Source organism: Microbacterium sp. LKL04 (assembly GCF_900102005.1).
In the GTDB taxonomy this organism is placed as follows: Bacteria; Actinomycetota; Actinomycetes; order Actinomycetales; family Microbacteriaceae; genus Microbacterium.
In genome coordinates this window covers 128,505-142,258 of record NZ_LT627736.1, presented here as the reverse complement: position 1 = coordinate 142,258, position 13,754 = coordinate 128,505, and the positions used below count along the sequence as shown (strand labels likewise).

At 70.8% G+C, this 13,754-nt stretch carries 9 protein-coding genes; 3 read left to right on the top strand and 6 right to left on the bottom strand.

Annotated elements, in window-relative coordinates; genetic code table 11:
- Window positions 1-50 precede the first annotated feature (50 nt).
- Window positions 51-683, top strand: a complete 633-nt coding sequence (upp, locus tag BLP38_RS00700) for a uracil phosphoribosyltransferase (RefSeq protein ID WP_091351750.1) — start codon at window positions 51-53, stop codon at window positions 681-683.
- Here upp and BLP38_RS00695 read toward each other — a convergent pair.
- Together BLP38_RS00695 and BLP38_RS00690 are read right to left on the bottom strand one after the other, a co-directional pair.
- A complete protein-coding gene (locus tag BLP38_RS00695; protein ID WP_091359376.1) occupies window positions 668-4,204 on the bottom strand; it encodes a TM0106 family RecB-like putative nuclease in 3,537 nt (1,178 codons plus the stop codon). The genes upp and BLP38_RS00695 overlap by 16 nt on opposite strands.
- A gap of 22 nt (window positions 4,205-4,226) precedes the next feature.
- The gene (locus BLP38_RS00690) at window positions 4,227-5,126 is read right to left on the bottom strand and encodes a hypothetical protein (protein ID WP_091351749.1); all 900 of its coding nucleotides are present in this window, start codon (window positions 5,124-5,126) and stop codon (window positions 4,227-4,229) included.
- Window positions 5,127-5,182: 56 nt separating this feature from the next.
- Between BLP38_RS00690 and BLP38_RS00685 the strand changes: the two genes are divergently transcribed.
- Both BLP38_RS00685 and BLP38_RS00680 read left to right on the top strand, forming a co-directional pair.
- Complete coding sequence (locus tag BLP38_RS00685) at window positions 5,183-7,249, top strand: NAD(+) synthase (RefSeq protein ID WP_091351748.1); 2,067 nt, start codon at window positions 5,183-5,185, stop codon at window positions 7,247-7,249.
- A gap of 23 nt (window positions 7,250-7,272) precedes the next feature.
- Complete coding sequence (locus BLP38_RS00680; RefSeq protein ID WP_091351747.1) at window positions 7,273-7,830, top strand: nucleosidase; 558 nt, start codon at window positions 7,273-7,275, stop codon at window positions 7,828-7,830.
- Between the two features lie 15 nt (window positions 7,831-7,845).
- Here the strand turns inward: BLP38_RS00680 and BLP38_RS00675 are convergent, their stop codons facing one another.
- The 4 genes from BLP38_RS00675 to BLP38_RS00660 are packed head-to-tail and all read right to left on the bottom strand — an operon-like array spanning window position 7,846 to window position 13,714.
- Window positions 7,846-8,025 (bottom strand): hypothetical protein, encoded by a 180-nt coding sequence (locus BLP38_RS00675; RefSeq protein ID WP_091351746.1) that lies wholly within the window; start codon window positions 8,023-8,025, stop codon window positions 7,846-7,848.
- A gap of 4 nt (window positions 8,026-8,029) precedes the next feature.
- The gene (locus tag BLP38_RS00670) at window positions 8,030-11,032 is read right to left on the bottom strand and encodes an AAA family ATPase (protein ID WP_091351745.1); all 3,003 of its coding nucleotides are present in this window, start codon (window positions 11,030-11,032) and stop codon (window positions 8,030-8,032) included.
- Window positions 11,029-12,177: an exonuclease SbcCD subunit D gene (locus BLP38_RS00665; RefSeq protein ID WP_091359373.1), complete on the bottom strand. Its 1,149-nt coding sequence runs from the start codon at window positions 12,175-12,177 to the stop codon at window positions 11,029-11,031. The genes BLP38_RS00670 and BLP38_RS00665 overlap by 4 nt, the downstream gene beginning before the upstream one ends.
- A 55-nt stretch (window positions 12,178-12,232) precedes the next feature.
- Window positions 12,233-13,714 (bottom strand): MFS transporter, encoded by a 1,482-nt coding sequence (locus BLP38_RS00660; RefSeq protein WP_172824632.1) that lies wholly within the window; start codon window positions 13,712-13,714, stop codon window positions 12,233-12,235.
- Between the last annotated feature and the right edge of the window lie 40 nt (window positions 13,715-13,754).

Here is a 13,754-nt window from a genome sequence, read left to right as displayed (position 1 = left end):
GGGGACGGGCAGACTCACGAGGTCAGCGTAGCCCCGGTACCCTTGGGCTCATGCGTGTGCACGTCGCCGACCACCCCCTCATCACCCACAAGCTCACGGTGCTGCGCGACAAGCGCACCACCTCGCCGGTCTTCCGCCAGTTGACGGAGGAGCTCATCACGCTCCTCGCCTACGAGGCGACCCGCGGCGTCCGCGTCGAGGAGATCGAGATCGACACCCCGGTCACCCGGACGACGGGCCTGAAGATCAGCGAGCCCCGCCCGCTGGTCGTGCCGATCCTCCGCGCCGGCCTCGGCATGCTCGAGGGCATGACGAAGCTGCTGCCGACGGCCGAGGTCGGCTTCCTCGGGATGGCCCGCAACGAGGAGACCTTCGAGCCGTACACGTACGCCGAACGCCTCCCCGACGACCTGAGCGACCGTCAGTGCTTCGTCCTCGACCCGATGCTCGCCACGGGCGGCTCGCTCGGCGCCGCGATCGACTTCCTCTTCGCCCGCGGTGCGCAGGACGTCACCGCGGTCTGCATCCTCGCGGCTCCCGAAGGACTCGCCGCGATCGAGAAGCAGGTCGGCGACCGCGACGTGACCCTCGTCCTGGGCGCTCTGGACGAACGGCTCAACGAGAAGGGCTACATCGTGCCCGGCCTCGGCGACGCGGGCGACCGTCTCTACGGCACGGTTTGAGTCGGCACGGTCCGAGGCGGCACGGTCTGAACCTCGTGCCGCACGGACGCTGACGGGCTTCCGACCAGCCGCGCGAAGGCGCTGAGCCGGGCCACTCCGTCAGGCGTCCGCGGGAGGTCGTCGAGCAGCCCGGTGCTGTAGACGACGTACGCCGTGTGCATCGCTCTCGACACGGCCACGTTGATGCGGTTCTGCAACAGCAGGAACTCGAGTCCGCGCGGTGCATCCCGTCCTGACGACGCTGCGAGTGAGACGATGACGACGGCCGCTTCCTGACCCTGGAAGCGGTCCACCGTTCCGACACGGACGCCGGGGAACCCGGCGGCGACGAGCGCTTCTTCGACCAGGACCTGCTGCGCGTTGTACGGCGTCACGACGATGACATCCTCGGGCGCGAGCGGGCGGGGCCCGCCGCCGTCGGTCCACGGGATGCCGCTCAGCTCCCGGACGATCCGCACGACCTCGTCCGCCTCCTCGGGCGACTGCGTCGCGTTGCGGGTGTGGGCGATGGGCACGGGGATCACCCCGGCCGGCACACCCTCGAGACGTCGCAGGGCGGTGTCGGGGTGCGCCTCGAGCTGCCCTTCATAGGCGAGCTGCGACACGGGCTCGGCCACCTCGGGGCGCATCCGCCGCGTGCGGGCGAGGAAATACCCACGATCGGCGGGGATCACGGCGTGGCCGTCCATGACCCATCCGAGCGCGGAGGTGTCGACCGGCTCGGGATGGGTCCCCTGGCTCACCTGCGGCAGTTGCTGCGGGTCGCCGAGGAGGAGCAGCCTTTTCGCGGCGGCCGAGACCGCGATGGTCGAGGCGAGCGAGAACTGGCCCGCCTCGTCGATCACGAGAAGATCGAGCGAGCGGCGCGCGACGCGTCCGGAATGGGTGAGGTCCCAGGCCGTGCCGCCGACCACGAAGCCGGCAGGCTGCGCATCGATGTAGGCGGCCAGCTGATTCTTCGCGATGACGGTGAAACGCTCCCGGCCCGTCGCGGGCCCCTTCGGCGCCTTGGCGACCTGTGCGGCGTCCAACCCGGCCTCGACGATCCGGTCGAGCATGTGCTCGACGACGTTGTGCGACTGGGCGACGACCCCGACACGGAATCCGCGCTCACGGACGAGCCGCGCGACGACATGGGACCCGACGTAGGTCTTGCCGGTCCCCGGGGGACCCTGCACGGCGAGGTATCCGTCGGACAGCCCGGCGAGGGCTGCGGCGATGTCGGCGACGTCGTCACCGGTGCGCGGCAACGGTGCAGGCAGACGCGGCGGACGGCGCAGCAGCAGGTCGGTCGCGGGATCCGTCGGCAGGGCCGGGGCGGAGGCCAGGACCGCGTCGGCCCACTCGTCGATGGCGGCCTGCTGGCTTCCCGCGCGCGGCGGGGCGGGCGGGGTGAGCGCGACGGGGAGTTCCTGCCACGTGAATCCCTGGTAGGCGTTCTCCGCGATCACGACGCCGTCCTCGAGAACGTCGACGACCGAGACGGACCGCGCCGCGTGGATCCAGCGCGGACTGGTCTCGATGGGGAACGGTGCCGGCAGCTCGTACAGGGCGTACGGGTTCTGACCGACCGTGATGCGCGTCCCGGGGGCGAACTCGCCGCGGATCTCGATGACGCGTCTGACCGCGGTGAGACCCTCCGGGCGGTGCCAGTCGGTGAGCACACGGCACCGATCACGATCGATCACGACCACGTCGCGCGTGTCCTCCCACACCGACACCGGTTCACGGAGACGCAGGAAATGCGTCGCCCAGAACGTCTTCGCCTCGCGCGGGTAGTAGTCGATGGCCGCCGCCCCGAGCCGGAGTGCCTGCGCGACCGATTCGTCCTCGGCATCGTCGGCGAACCGCGAGAGCGCCTCGGCCCGCGGGGAGGGCTCGTACACGGCCTCGCCGGCATCGGGCTCCCGAGAAGGCGTCAGCTTCGCCTCGCGCGCGCGGTCGACGAGCCAGTCCCGCAGGCGCCGCGTCGACACGCAGTCGTAGCGGTTGTAGTCGGCGAGGTCGTCGAGGATGACTTGTGCAGCCGCGACATCGCCGGCATCCTGCAGGGCGCGCGCCTCGACGTAGCGGACGATCGAGTCGTCGCCGCGCTGCACGTCGCTCGTGCGGACTTCGTCGCCCATGTAGAGCGGCTCGAGCTTCTTGATGGAGTACGAGCGCGACCCCACCCGCAACGCCCGGCGGACGATCGGATAGAGATCGACGAACACGCCGTCGCGCAGCAGACGGTCGACAGCCGCCTCGCCCACCCCGTGACGTGCCGCCATGGCGAGCAGGTGCGTGGGCTCGTACGGCGCGTAGTGGTAGATGTGCATCCCGGGATGTGCGCGCCGCCGGACGGCGACGAACTCGAGGAAGTCCTCGAGGGCGCGCTTCTCGTCGGTGAACGAATGCGCCCAGAGCGCCGAATACTGCTCCTTCTCATCGACCCAGCCGAACAGGTAGTCGATCCCCCACTGCACGGCCGCGCCCTCGGTGTAGAGCGGATCGCCTTCGAAGTCGAAGAACAGGTCGCCGTGATCCGGTCGAGGCAGTGCTCCCAGGGCTTTGGGGAAGACGACGTCGAAGGTCGGGACCGCTGGGCTCGTCTGCGCGGGGGCGTCGTCGACTCCACCGGCGGGGCTCTCGAGCTGCAGTCGCGCCTGGGTGCGGAGTCCCGAGAAGGTGTCCCACGACATCCGCGGCGGTGCCTCGCGGGATGCCGCGAGGTCGTCGATCGTGGCGACGCCCGCCGCGCGGAGGCGGTCGCGCTGGACGGGCCGCATCCCCGCGACGAGGAGGAGGTCCCGGTGCGCGACGACCTCGAGGTCGCACGTGGCGCATCGTCCGCAGGCGATCACGCGGAGCTCGCCGCGGTCATCGCCCCAGGGGATGGGCTCTCCGGCGGCGCCGGCGGCGAGACTCCGGTCGGCGATGAGGGCGCGGAGCCGGTCGCGGCGCAGCGAGAAGACGGGCATCAGGTCGCGGACGGCGTGGGTCGAGACCGACCCGTCGCCCAGCAGCAGTTGGACCTCGTCGGCGCGCGGCACCCCGAGTCGGTCGAGCTGGTCCACGTATGCCGCGAGCTGCATGAGGGCCGTGACGCGGGCGTGACGCGCCAGCTTGGTGTCCTGCACGACCCACCGCCCATCGACGCCGCGGACGAGGAAGTCCGCGAAGCCGACGAACTCCTCGGTCGAGAAGGCCGCTTGGTAGATCACATGGACGGCGGGGTCGGCGAGCGCCGCATCGGTCACGGCGACGGCGGCCGCGAGGCCTGCGGCATCCGACGACCTCGTCTCGGGGATCTCGACGACCGCACCCGGATGCGCGTCTCGGTAGGCCTCGTAGACCCGCCGCTCGTGCTGCGTCCCGAGCCGGCCCGCCCGCTCCAGAGTGAGATCCTCGGGGTCCTCGACCGCCGCGATCCGGCCGAGCTTCGCGTCGATCGCCCGCAGCCAGGCGAATTCGCACTCGGCCGCGGCTTTCAGATCGCTCGCGCTCCAGACGATCCGGCCGTCGTCTTCGATGTATCGCATGATCCCCTTTCGGGAACCGACACTATCCGCGGTCTCCGACACTCTCGCCGAGCATGCCCCGACGCCACGAATCCATGCGCTGTTGGGCGAACGTCGTCCCGAGCTCGTGGCGCATCTCGGGATGCTCCGCCCAGAATCGGATGGAGGCGTAGATGAGCCACGCGTGGGCGCGGAATCCGCTGATGTTGAGATCGAGCAGGATCTCGTCGTCGGCGGCTCGCAGCTCCACGGAGGGAGTGAAGTCGCCCGTCTTCTCGTCGACGGCGGACACCGTGGGAGTGACGTGAGCGATCCGGGACCACTCGATGTCGTCGGTGTCGTCGAGGTAGTAGCGGGTCACGCCCGCCGGTCCCACCCCCACCCCGATCGGCAGCCGACCGAACGAGGCCGCCCGCCAGGTCGTGACGACCGCGAGAATACCGGCCAGCAGCAGCACGAGGGCGAGGAGGAGCAGCGGGATCAGCCAGATGAGCGCGAAGGCGGCATCCGTGACGACGGAACGGAAGATCGCCCATCCGAAGACGACGGCGCCGAACGCGCCCGCCGCCGTGAAGCAACCGCTGAGCCACGCACCCGCACCGCGCTCGCGGAAGAAATGCACCCACGAATCGCGCGGCCGTTCCTTCGCCCGAGTGAGTGCCACCGCGTTGAGGAGTTCGGGCAGGTCGCGTTCCGCACCCGCGCGTTCGAAGTGGACGCCGAAACCGGCGGTCGCGGCCAGGAAGACGAACGTCCGCCAGGTCGCCGCGCCGATGTCGTCGGCCAGGACGGCGAAGACCGCGGCCGCCCCGCTGAGGACCACGACGAGCGAGTAGGCCACGACGGTCCAGGGACGGATGCGGGTGGGGGTGCCGACCCGCCAGTCTTCGGGCAACGGATAGGGCGGCGGGAGAACGGGAGGTCCGGCGGCGCGGGAGGGCACCAGACGATGAAAGCACAGGCTGCCGCAGGCCGACGGCCACCTGACAGACTGGAGCCGTGACCCAGGACCTTCCGTTCGAGAACCCGTACCGGCACGGCTATGCGCGCGTGGCAGCGTGCACGGTGCCGGTCGCGATCGCCGATCCGGCGACCAACGCCGAGGCGGTCCTGGAGAGCGCACGCGCCTGTCATGAGGAGAGCGTCGCGGTCGCCGTGTTCCCCGAACTCTGCCTCTCGGGGTATGCCATCGAGGACCTCGTCATGCAGGACGTCGTCCTCGATGCCGTCGTCACCGCGATCGAGCGGCTGGTCGCGGCATCCATCGATCTCTCCCCCCTCCTCGTCGTCGGCGCGCCGCTGCGGATGCAGAACCGGCTCTACAACTGCGCCGTCGTGATCCACCGCGGGCGTGTGCTCGGTGTCGCGCCCAAGTCGCACCTGCCCACCTACCGCGAGTTCTACGAGTCCCGCTGGTACGCACGCGGCGACGGCGCCCCCGACACCGTGACCCTCGCCGGCGAGGAGGTTCCGGTCGGCACCGACCTGCTGTTCGAGGCGACCGACGTGCCGGGACTCGTCGTCCATGCCGAGATCTGCGAGGACTTCTGGGTGCCGGTGCCGCCGTCCTCGCACGCGGCCCTCGCCGGCGCGACGGTCCTCCTCAACCTTTCGGGCAGCCCCATCACGATCGCGCGCGCCGAGGACCGCCGCATCCTCGTGCAGTCGCAGTCCTTCCGCTGCCTCGCCGCCTACGTCTACGCCGCTGCGGGTCAGGGAGAGTCGACCAACGACGTCTCGTGGGACGGGCAGACGCTCATCTACGAGAACGGCACACTCCTCGCCGAGACCGAGCGCTTCCCCGACGGCCCGCGGCACGCGATCGCCGACATCGACCTCGACCGGCTCCGCCAGGACCGCCTGCGTCAGGGCACGTTCGAGGACAACGCCCGCACTGAATCGTCGTGGCCCACTCGCATCCCCTTCACGGTGGAGCCGGCGGCATCCCTCACCGGCCTCCGCCGCCCGCTCGACCGCTTCCCCTTCGTGCCGGACGACCCTGCCCGCCTCGACCTCGACTGTTACGAAGCCTTCAACATCCAGGTGTCGGGACTCGAGCAGCGCCTGCGCGCGATCGGGCAGCCGAAGCCCGTCATCGGCGTCTCGGGGGGCCTCGACTCGACGCACGCCCTGCTCGTCGTCGCCCGCGCCATGGACCGGATGGGACGGCCGCGGAGCGACATCCTCGCCTTCACGATGCCCGGCTTCGCGACCGGAGAGCACACGAAGTCGAACGCGATCGCCCTCGCCGAGGCGATCGGCGCCACGATCGAGACGATCGACATCCGCCCGATGGCGACGGAGCTGCTGACCGGGCTCGGGCATCCGTTCGCGAAAGGCGAGCCCGTCTACGACGTGACGTTCGAGAACGTCCAAGCCGGCGCCCGCACCGACTTCCTGTTCCGCCTCGCGAATCAGCGCGGCGGCGTCGTCATCGGCACGTCCGACCTGTCCGAGCTCGCCCTCGGCTGGGCGACCTACGGCGTCGGCGATCACATGGCCCACTACGGCGTGAACGCGGGGGTCCCGAAGACCCTCATCCAGCACCTCATCCGCTGGGTCATCGCGCACAGCGACGAGTCGGGCGCGACCCTCACCGACCGCGCCAAGGAGGTCCTGCAGGCCGTCCTCGACACCGAGATCAGCCCCGAGCTCGTGCCGGCCGGCCAGGACGGCAAGGTCCAGTCGACCGAGAGCACGATCGGCCCCTACGCCCTGCACGACTTCACGCTCTTCCACGTCCTCCGCTACGGCTTCCGCCCGTCGAAGATCGTCTTCCTCGCCGAGCACGCCTGGGCCGAGGCGGATGCCGGGGCGTGGCCTCCCGGCTTCCCCGCCCACGAGCGGTTCGCGTACGACCGAGCAACGATCGTGCGGTGGATGCGGGTGTTCCTGAAGCGCTACTTCGGGTTCGCGCAGTTCAAGCGCAGCGCCGTCCCGAACGCGCCGAAGGTCTCGCCTGCGGGCTCGCTCTCGCCGCGCGGCGACTGGCGCGCGCCGTCCGACGGCAACGCGACGGCGTGGCTGGCGGAGCTCGACGCGGCCTTCCCCGGCGAGGAGGGCTGACCTCCGGGTGGGATGATGGTTCGGTGAAGCTCCTCGTCGCCGCTCTGGATTCCGAACTCGTCGCCTTCCCCGAGGAGCTCCCCGGTTTCGACCGGCTCGTCACCGGGCCCGGCAAGCTGCAGGCCACGTATGCCCTGACGCGCGCGCTCGACCGCGCGAGCTACGACGAGATCGTCGTCGTCGGGACCGCCGGATCGGTGGATGCCGGCACGGTGGGTGTGCACGACGTGACCACCGCACTGCAGCACGATGTGTCGGACGTCGACGGCGTCGCAGGCCAGCACGTCTCGCTGCCGCCGACGGTGTCGATCGCAGGCCGCGAGGGCACGACCATCGCGACGGGCGACCACTTCGTCGACGACGCGCAGACCGTGGAAGCGATCCGGGCCCTCGGCGGCACGCTCGTCGACATGGAGGCCTACGCCTACATCTGGGTGGCGCAGCAGTTCGGTGTGCCGATCCGCATCCTGAAGGCGGTCTCCGACAGCGCGCAGGATGACGCGATCACCGACTGGCGGGACGCGGTCGCGATCTGCAGCGGTCAGCTGCGCGAGCGGATCACCGAGCTCTACGGCGTCTGACGCCCACGGGATCGATCAGGCGTCGCGGCGGCTGAACAGCGAACGCAGCACGAAGAACACGATCAGCGCCACGACGGCGACGATGAGGATCTTCCCGAAGAAGAAGACCACCTTGAGCGCGATGTCGACGACGATCCACGCGATGATCACGGCGGCGATGACGCCGAGGATGGTCCAGATCGTGCCCTTTTTCATGTCTTCAGCCTAAGGGCTGGGTCATGACGTCCTGCCGGACGATGCTCGGCCCTTCCGGTGTCGCCTCGACGACGAGCTGAGCGGGGATCTGCTCCTTCATCGCCTCGACGTGACTGATGACGCCCACGATCCGACCGCCGGCGCGCAATTCGTCGAGGGTGCGCATGGCGAGTTCCAGTGTCTCGGGGTCGAGGGAACCGAACCCCTCGTCGATGAACAGCGTGTCGAGACGGATGCCGCCTGCCCGGGACGTGACGACTTCGGCGAGCCCCAGGGCGAGCGCGAGCGAGGCCAGGAAGGACTCGCCGCCCGAGAGCGACTGCGGTGAGCGGAGCCGTCCCGTGTGCGCGTCGAGGACCTCGATCGACAAGCCGGATGCCGCGCCCCGAGCCTGCTTCGCATCGGAGTGGCGCAGGGTGTAGCGACCCGACGACATCTCTGCCAGCCGCAGGTTCGCGGCGGCGACGATCTCTTCGAGCTCCGCGGCGAGGACGAAGGTCTCGAGGTCCATCTTCATCGTGTTGGGAGCCCTGCCCGCGACGGTGTCGGCGAGACGCGTGATCGCGGCGGCCTCCTCGGCCTGCGTCGCGACGGCACCCGCGGCAGCGTCGATGCGCGTGACGAGGTCGCGCAGGCCCGTCGCGAGGTTCACGGCGTCGGCCTCGGCGGCGATCGCGGCGGACCGGGCGTCGTCGGCCTCGGCTGCCTCGCGCGCAGCGGCCGAGACGGTCTCGGGCTCGGCCGTCTGATCGACGGTCTCGAGTTCGAGTTCGAGCGCGCGCGCTCGGGCGGCGGTGAGCGCGGCTGCGTGCTCCTCGACGCGACGCACGAGTCGATCCGTCTCGTCGGCCGGCAGGAGCGCGGCGAGGACGTCGGCAGGCGACGCGAACATGGTGCCCGCGATGCGTGCGTCCCGGTCACCGTCCGCCGCGTCCGCCGCCTCCCGACGGGTCTGCTCGCTCCGGCGAGCGTCGAGCAGCGCCGCGGCGAGCCGGCGGAGCTTCTCATCGGCGGCGATGCGCGCGGCGACGCTCTCGTGCTCACCACGCGCCGCCTCGACAGCTCGGCGGGCGGTCTGCAGCGCCCCGTCGACCGTCGCGAGCTCCTCGCGGACGGCACCTGCGCGCTCGCGCACGGCTGCGGCCTCGCGGAGCGCGTCGGCTTCGAGCTCGTCGATCTGCTCGGCATCGCGACTCAGCTCGTCGACGCGGGAGCGCGCGGCGGCGGCGGACGTGATCCTATCGTCGAGGTCGGCCACGGCGTCAGCCAGTTCGTCGGCATCCCGACCGCCCGCCGCGGCCGCGGCCGCCGTGACGGCTTCCCGCGCGGCGGCCGCTGCCCGGGCGGCATCCTTCTCGGCCACGGCGGCATCGTCACGCGCCTTCTCCGCGGCGGCGAGGTCGTCGTCCGTCACGGGTTCACCGTCGTGGACCGCCGGACGAGGGTGGGCCGTGGATCCGCAGACAGCGCAGGGTTCGCCGTCGACGAGGGATGCCGCGAGTTCACCCGCATAGCCGCGCAGGCGCCGGCGGAGCACCTCGCCGACGTGCGCGGATGCCGCCGCGGAGAGTGCATTGGCGTCCGCGTACGCCGCTTCGGCCTCGGCGGCGCGGGGGCTCAGCCGTTCGAGAGACCGGGCGGCGTCGAGTCGAGCGGCGAGATCGGTGCGCGAGGCGGCGAGGTCGTCGTGTCGCCCGGCGACGGTGCGGGCTTCTGCCAGCTGGAGCGCCGCGAGCCGGCGCCGCTCGGGCACGGCCCCGAGGACGGCATCGAGGTCGCGGAGCGCCTCGTCGAGGCGGGCCAGCTCGTCGCGGCGCAGCTGCTGAGCGTCGCCCAGCGCGGCAGCATCCCGTTCCGCCTCGGCGGCGGCCTGGGCGCGTGCGATACGGGTCGTGAGTCCCTCGATCGTCGCGGGAATGTCGTCGTCGGGCGAACCCCCCGCGGCGGTCCAGGCCTCCTCCGCGTCTCGATGATCCGCCTGTGCCGCGGCCAGGGCATCAGCGGCTCGCGCGGCGTTCTCGACGGGAGCACGCAGCGCCTCGGCGGCCCGTGCCCGGTAGAGGCGCTCTCGGAGAGCGTCGATCTCGGATCTCTCGGACTCACGCGCGGCGAGGTCGGTGCGGGCTCGCTGGAGGTCGGCGAGACGCTCCGCGATCTGGACGAGCCGCCGGTGCTCCGCCGTCGCTGCCTCGGCCCGAGCCGTCGCGACTGCTCGCTCGTTGCCGCGCGCATCGACGCGGTACTCTGCTCGCGCGAGGGCTCGCTCGACGGCTTCCTTCCGTCCGAGGACGTCCGCGTCGAGAGGAGCCTCGCCGGTATCCGCTCCGTGGAGGTCGTGCGTCGAGATCTCGCGCTCGGCGACCTCGAGCAGCGCGCGTACCCGTGCGCCGTTCTCGTCGAGCCGTTTCTGCGCGTCGCGCCGGCGTTCGTCGAGAGCGTCCTTGTAGCCCTCGAAGCGCTTGGTCCCGAAGAGGGTGCGGAGCAGCTGCTGACGTTCCGCGTTGGCCGCGAGCAGGAAGCGCGAGAACTTGTTCTGTGCGAGCAGGATGACCTGCTGGAACTGCTGCGCGCTGAGCCCGAGCACCTCGTCGAGGGCGATCCCGACCTCGCGCTGCTTGGCGGCACGGCCGACCCATCGGTCGTCGACCCACTCCTCGAGCTCGGCGCGCGCCGGTTCGAGGGTCAGACCGCCGCCGCGTTTGGCGGGCCGCTCGTACTCGGGCGCGCGGGTCACCCGCCAGCGGGTGCCCCCGACGGTGAACTCGAGGCGCACCTCGGTCGGGTCGGTGAGGAAACTGTGGTCGCTGCGCAGCCGCCGGTCGCCGCCCTCGTAGCGCGGCACCGAGCCGTACAGGGCGAAGCTGACGCCGTCCAGGATGCTCGACTTGCCCGCACCCGTACGACCCGAGATCAGGAAGAGACCGTCGTCGTCGAAGGCGTCGAAGTCGACGATCTGCCGCTCGCGGAACGGACCGAACCCCGTCACCTCGAGCCGGTGGAGCTTCACGCGAGGGCCTCCTGGCGCACCCGGTCGTCGAGTACGTCGTCGATGAGGTCCGCCTCGCGCTCCGTCGCCCCCTGCCCCTCGCGCACGTGGACGAGGAAGGCATCGACGAGCTCGCGGTCGGAGCGCGCGGCGCGAACGCGCTCGAGATAGGTCGCCGTGTCGCCGGCGCGGATGGTCGCCGGGGCGTGCAGGACCTTCGCGCAGAAGGGGAACCGCTGCTGCAGCCGGCGGAGAGGGTCAGCCTCGGGAAGGTCATCGGTGTACTCGACGCACACCCACGCCTCCGCATGGACGGCGAGCGCCTCGTCCGACAGGATCTCGGCGAACGGACCACGGAGCGTCACGAGGCGACGGGGCACCGGCAGGGCGAGCCACTCGACGGCGGCGAGGCCGTCGGCATCCAGCTCGATGAGCCACGATCCGCGCGGCTTGTCACCCTCGCCGAAGCTGTAGTGCAGGGGCGCGCCGGCGTAACGGACGCTCTCGGACAGACGCTGCCGTCCGTGGATGTGCCCGAGCGCCATGTAGTCGACACCGTCGAAGGTCGACAGCGGCACGACGTCGAGGCCGCCCTGCTGGATGTCGCGCTCGAGGTGCGGTGTCGGCTCGACGCCCGCGGCGAAGCAGTGCGCGATCGCCACCGAGCGGCCGCCCCGCTCGGCGAGATCGGCGCGGACGAGATCCATGGCACGCCCGAGGACGGCCGCCTGGGTGCGCACTCCCTCCCACCGGTGCCGCAGGAGCGCCGGCTCGAGGTAGGGGATGCCGTAGAAGTGGACGGGCCCATGGGCGTCGTCGATCGTGAGCGGAGTACCCACGGCATCCGGATCGGTCAGGACGTGGATGCCGTCGCGCAGCAGCCCTGCCTGGAACCCGAGCCGCGCCGCGGAGTCGTGGTTGCCACTCGTGACCACGACGCGCGCGCCCGCGTCTGCGATGCCGCGGAGCGCGTCGGACAGGAGCGTGTAGCAGGCGGCGGCCGGGGTTGCGGAGTCGAACACGTCACCCGCCACGATCACGACGTCGACGCGGTGCTCACGGACCTGCGCGATCAGTCCATCCAGCACACCGCGGAGCGCATCGAGCGTGGAGTGACCGTGGAAGGTCCGCCCGATGTGCCAGTCGGAGGTGTGCAGGATACGCATGCTCACACGGTAGATCGAGGCTCCGACATCGCCGTCGAGGCGTGCCGCGCGGGCGTCACTCGGCGGTCGGTGCCATTGCTCCGCGACGGCGCAGATTGATCAGATCCATGACCGAGATGAACGTCGCGATCGCCAGGAAGAGCCCGACCGCGGCCATGCCGTACGCGTATGCGTCGTGGAAGATCGCGAGGGATTCCAGTCCGGCATCCGATTCGCGGTAGATCGTCGCGTAGAACAGGGACAGCCCGATGGCGGTACCGACGGCGGTCCCCACGCGCTGGCCGAGCTGGCCGACCGACCCCGCGAGTCCGCCCTCACGGACCGGGATCTCGGACAGGGTGAGGGTCTGATTCGGCGAGACGACGAGACCGCCGCCGGCTCCTGCGACCAGGAGAGCGGCAGCCATGCCGTAGGCGACCGTCTCGGGCGGCATCGTGTACGCGACGATCGTGAGCGCCACGACGCTGACGAGGACGGTCAGCAGCCCGATGGTCACCAGCTGGCGACCGAACCGATTGACGAGCAATCCGCCGTAGTACGACGAGAAAGCGCTGGCGACGGCGAAGCCGATCGAGACCATGCCCGCGAAGACCGGCTCGAGGCCCACACCGATCTGGAGGAACAGGGTCCCCAGCAGGAACATCGGCGGGATCGCGGTGAAGTAGGCCACCACGACGAATGTGCCGTTGCGATACGAGGGAATGCGGAACATCCGGAACGGGATGAGGGGCTGCCGGCCGGATGCCGCGTACCGCCGCTCCCACCAGAAGAACAGCGTCGCGAACAGGACGAACGCGGTCAGCAGCCACCAGCGGTTGGGGTCGTCATCGGGTGAGCCGGTCGTGAACAGGAACGGCCACATCAACGAGATGACCGTGAACGCGAACAGGACGATGCCGACGGGATCGAGCTGCAGTCGCTTGCCGCTCGCGGCGCGGGTCTGCGGCAGCAGCCAGATGACCCCGGCGAGGACGAGGAGGCACAGCGGCACGTTGAACCAGAAGATGCCGCGCCACCCGTCGGTCTCCCCGCCGATCGCGATCATGAGACCGCCGAGGGTGGGTCCGAACGCCGTGGCGATGCCGATCGTCGCGCCGAACAGGCCGAACGCGCGGCCGCGCTCCTTGCCCGTGAACAGCTGCTGGATCGTGCCCATGACCTGCGGCATCTGGATGCCGGCCGCGATGCCCTGCACGAGTCGGGCCGCCATGAGCACTTCGATGCTCGGCGCGAGGGCGCACGCGGCGCTCGTGAGGGTGAAGAGGCTGAGGCCGACGATGAAGAGGGCCTTGCGCGACCGCTGATCGCCGAGGCGGCCGAACGGGACGAGCGCGAGACCGAAGGTGAGGATGTACCCCGAGACCACGAGCTGCAGCTGGGTCGAGGTCGCACCGAGCGACGTCTCGATCGCCGGGAGCCCGACGTTGACCTTGCTGAGGTCGAGGATCGTGAACGCCGCGACCGACACGCAGACCCAGAACGCCCGCCAGCGCTGCGAGGAGGACAGGGGGATGCTGGCTGTTACAGGCGATGTCATGACCGTCCCACGCTACCGGCAGCCCGGCGGACGAGGGCGA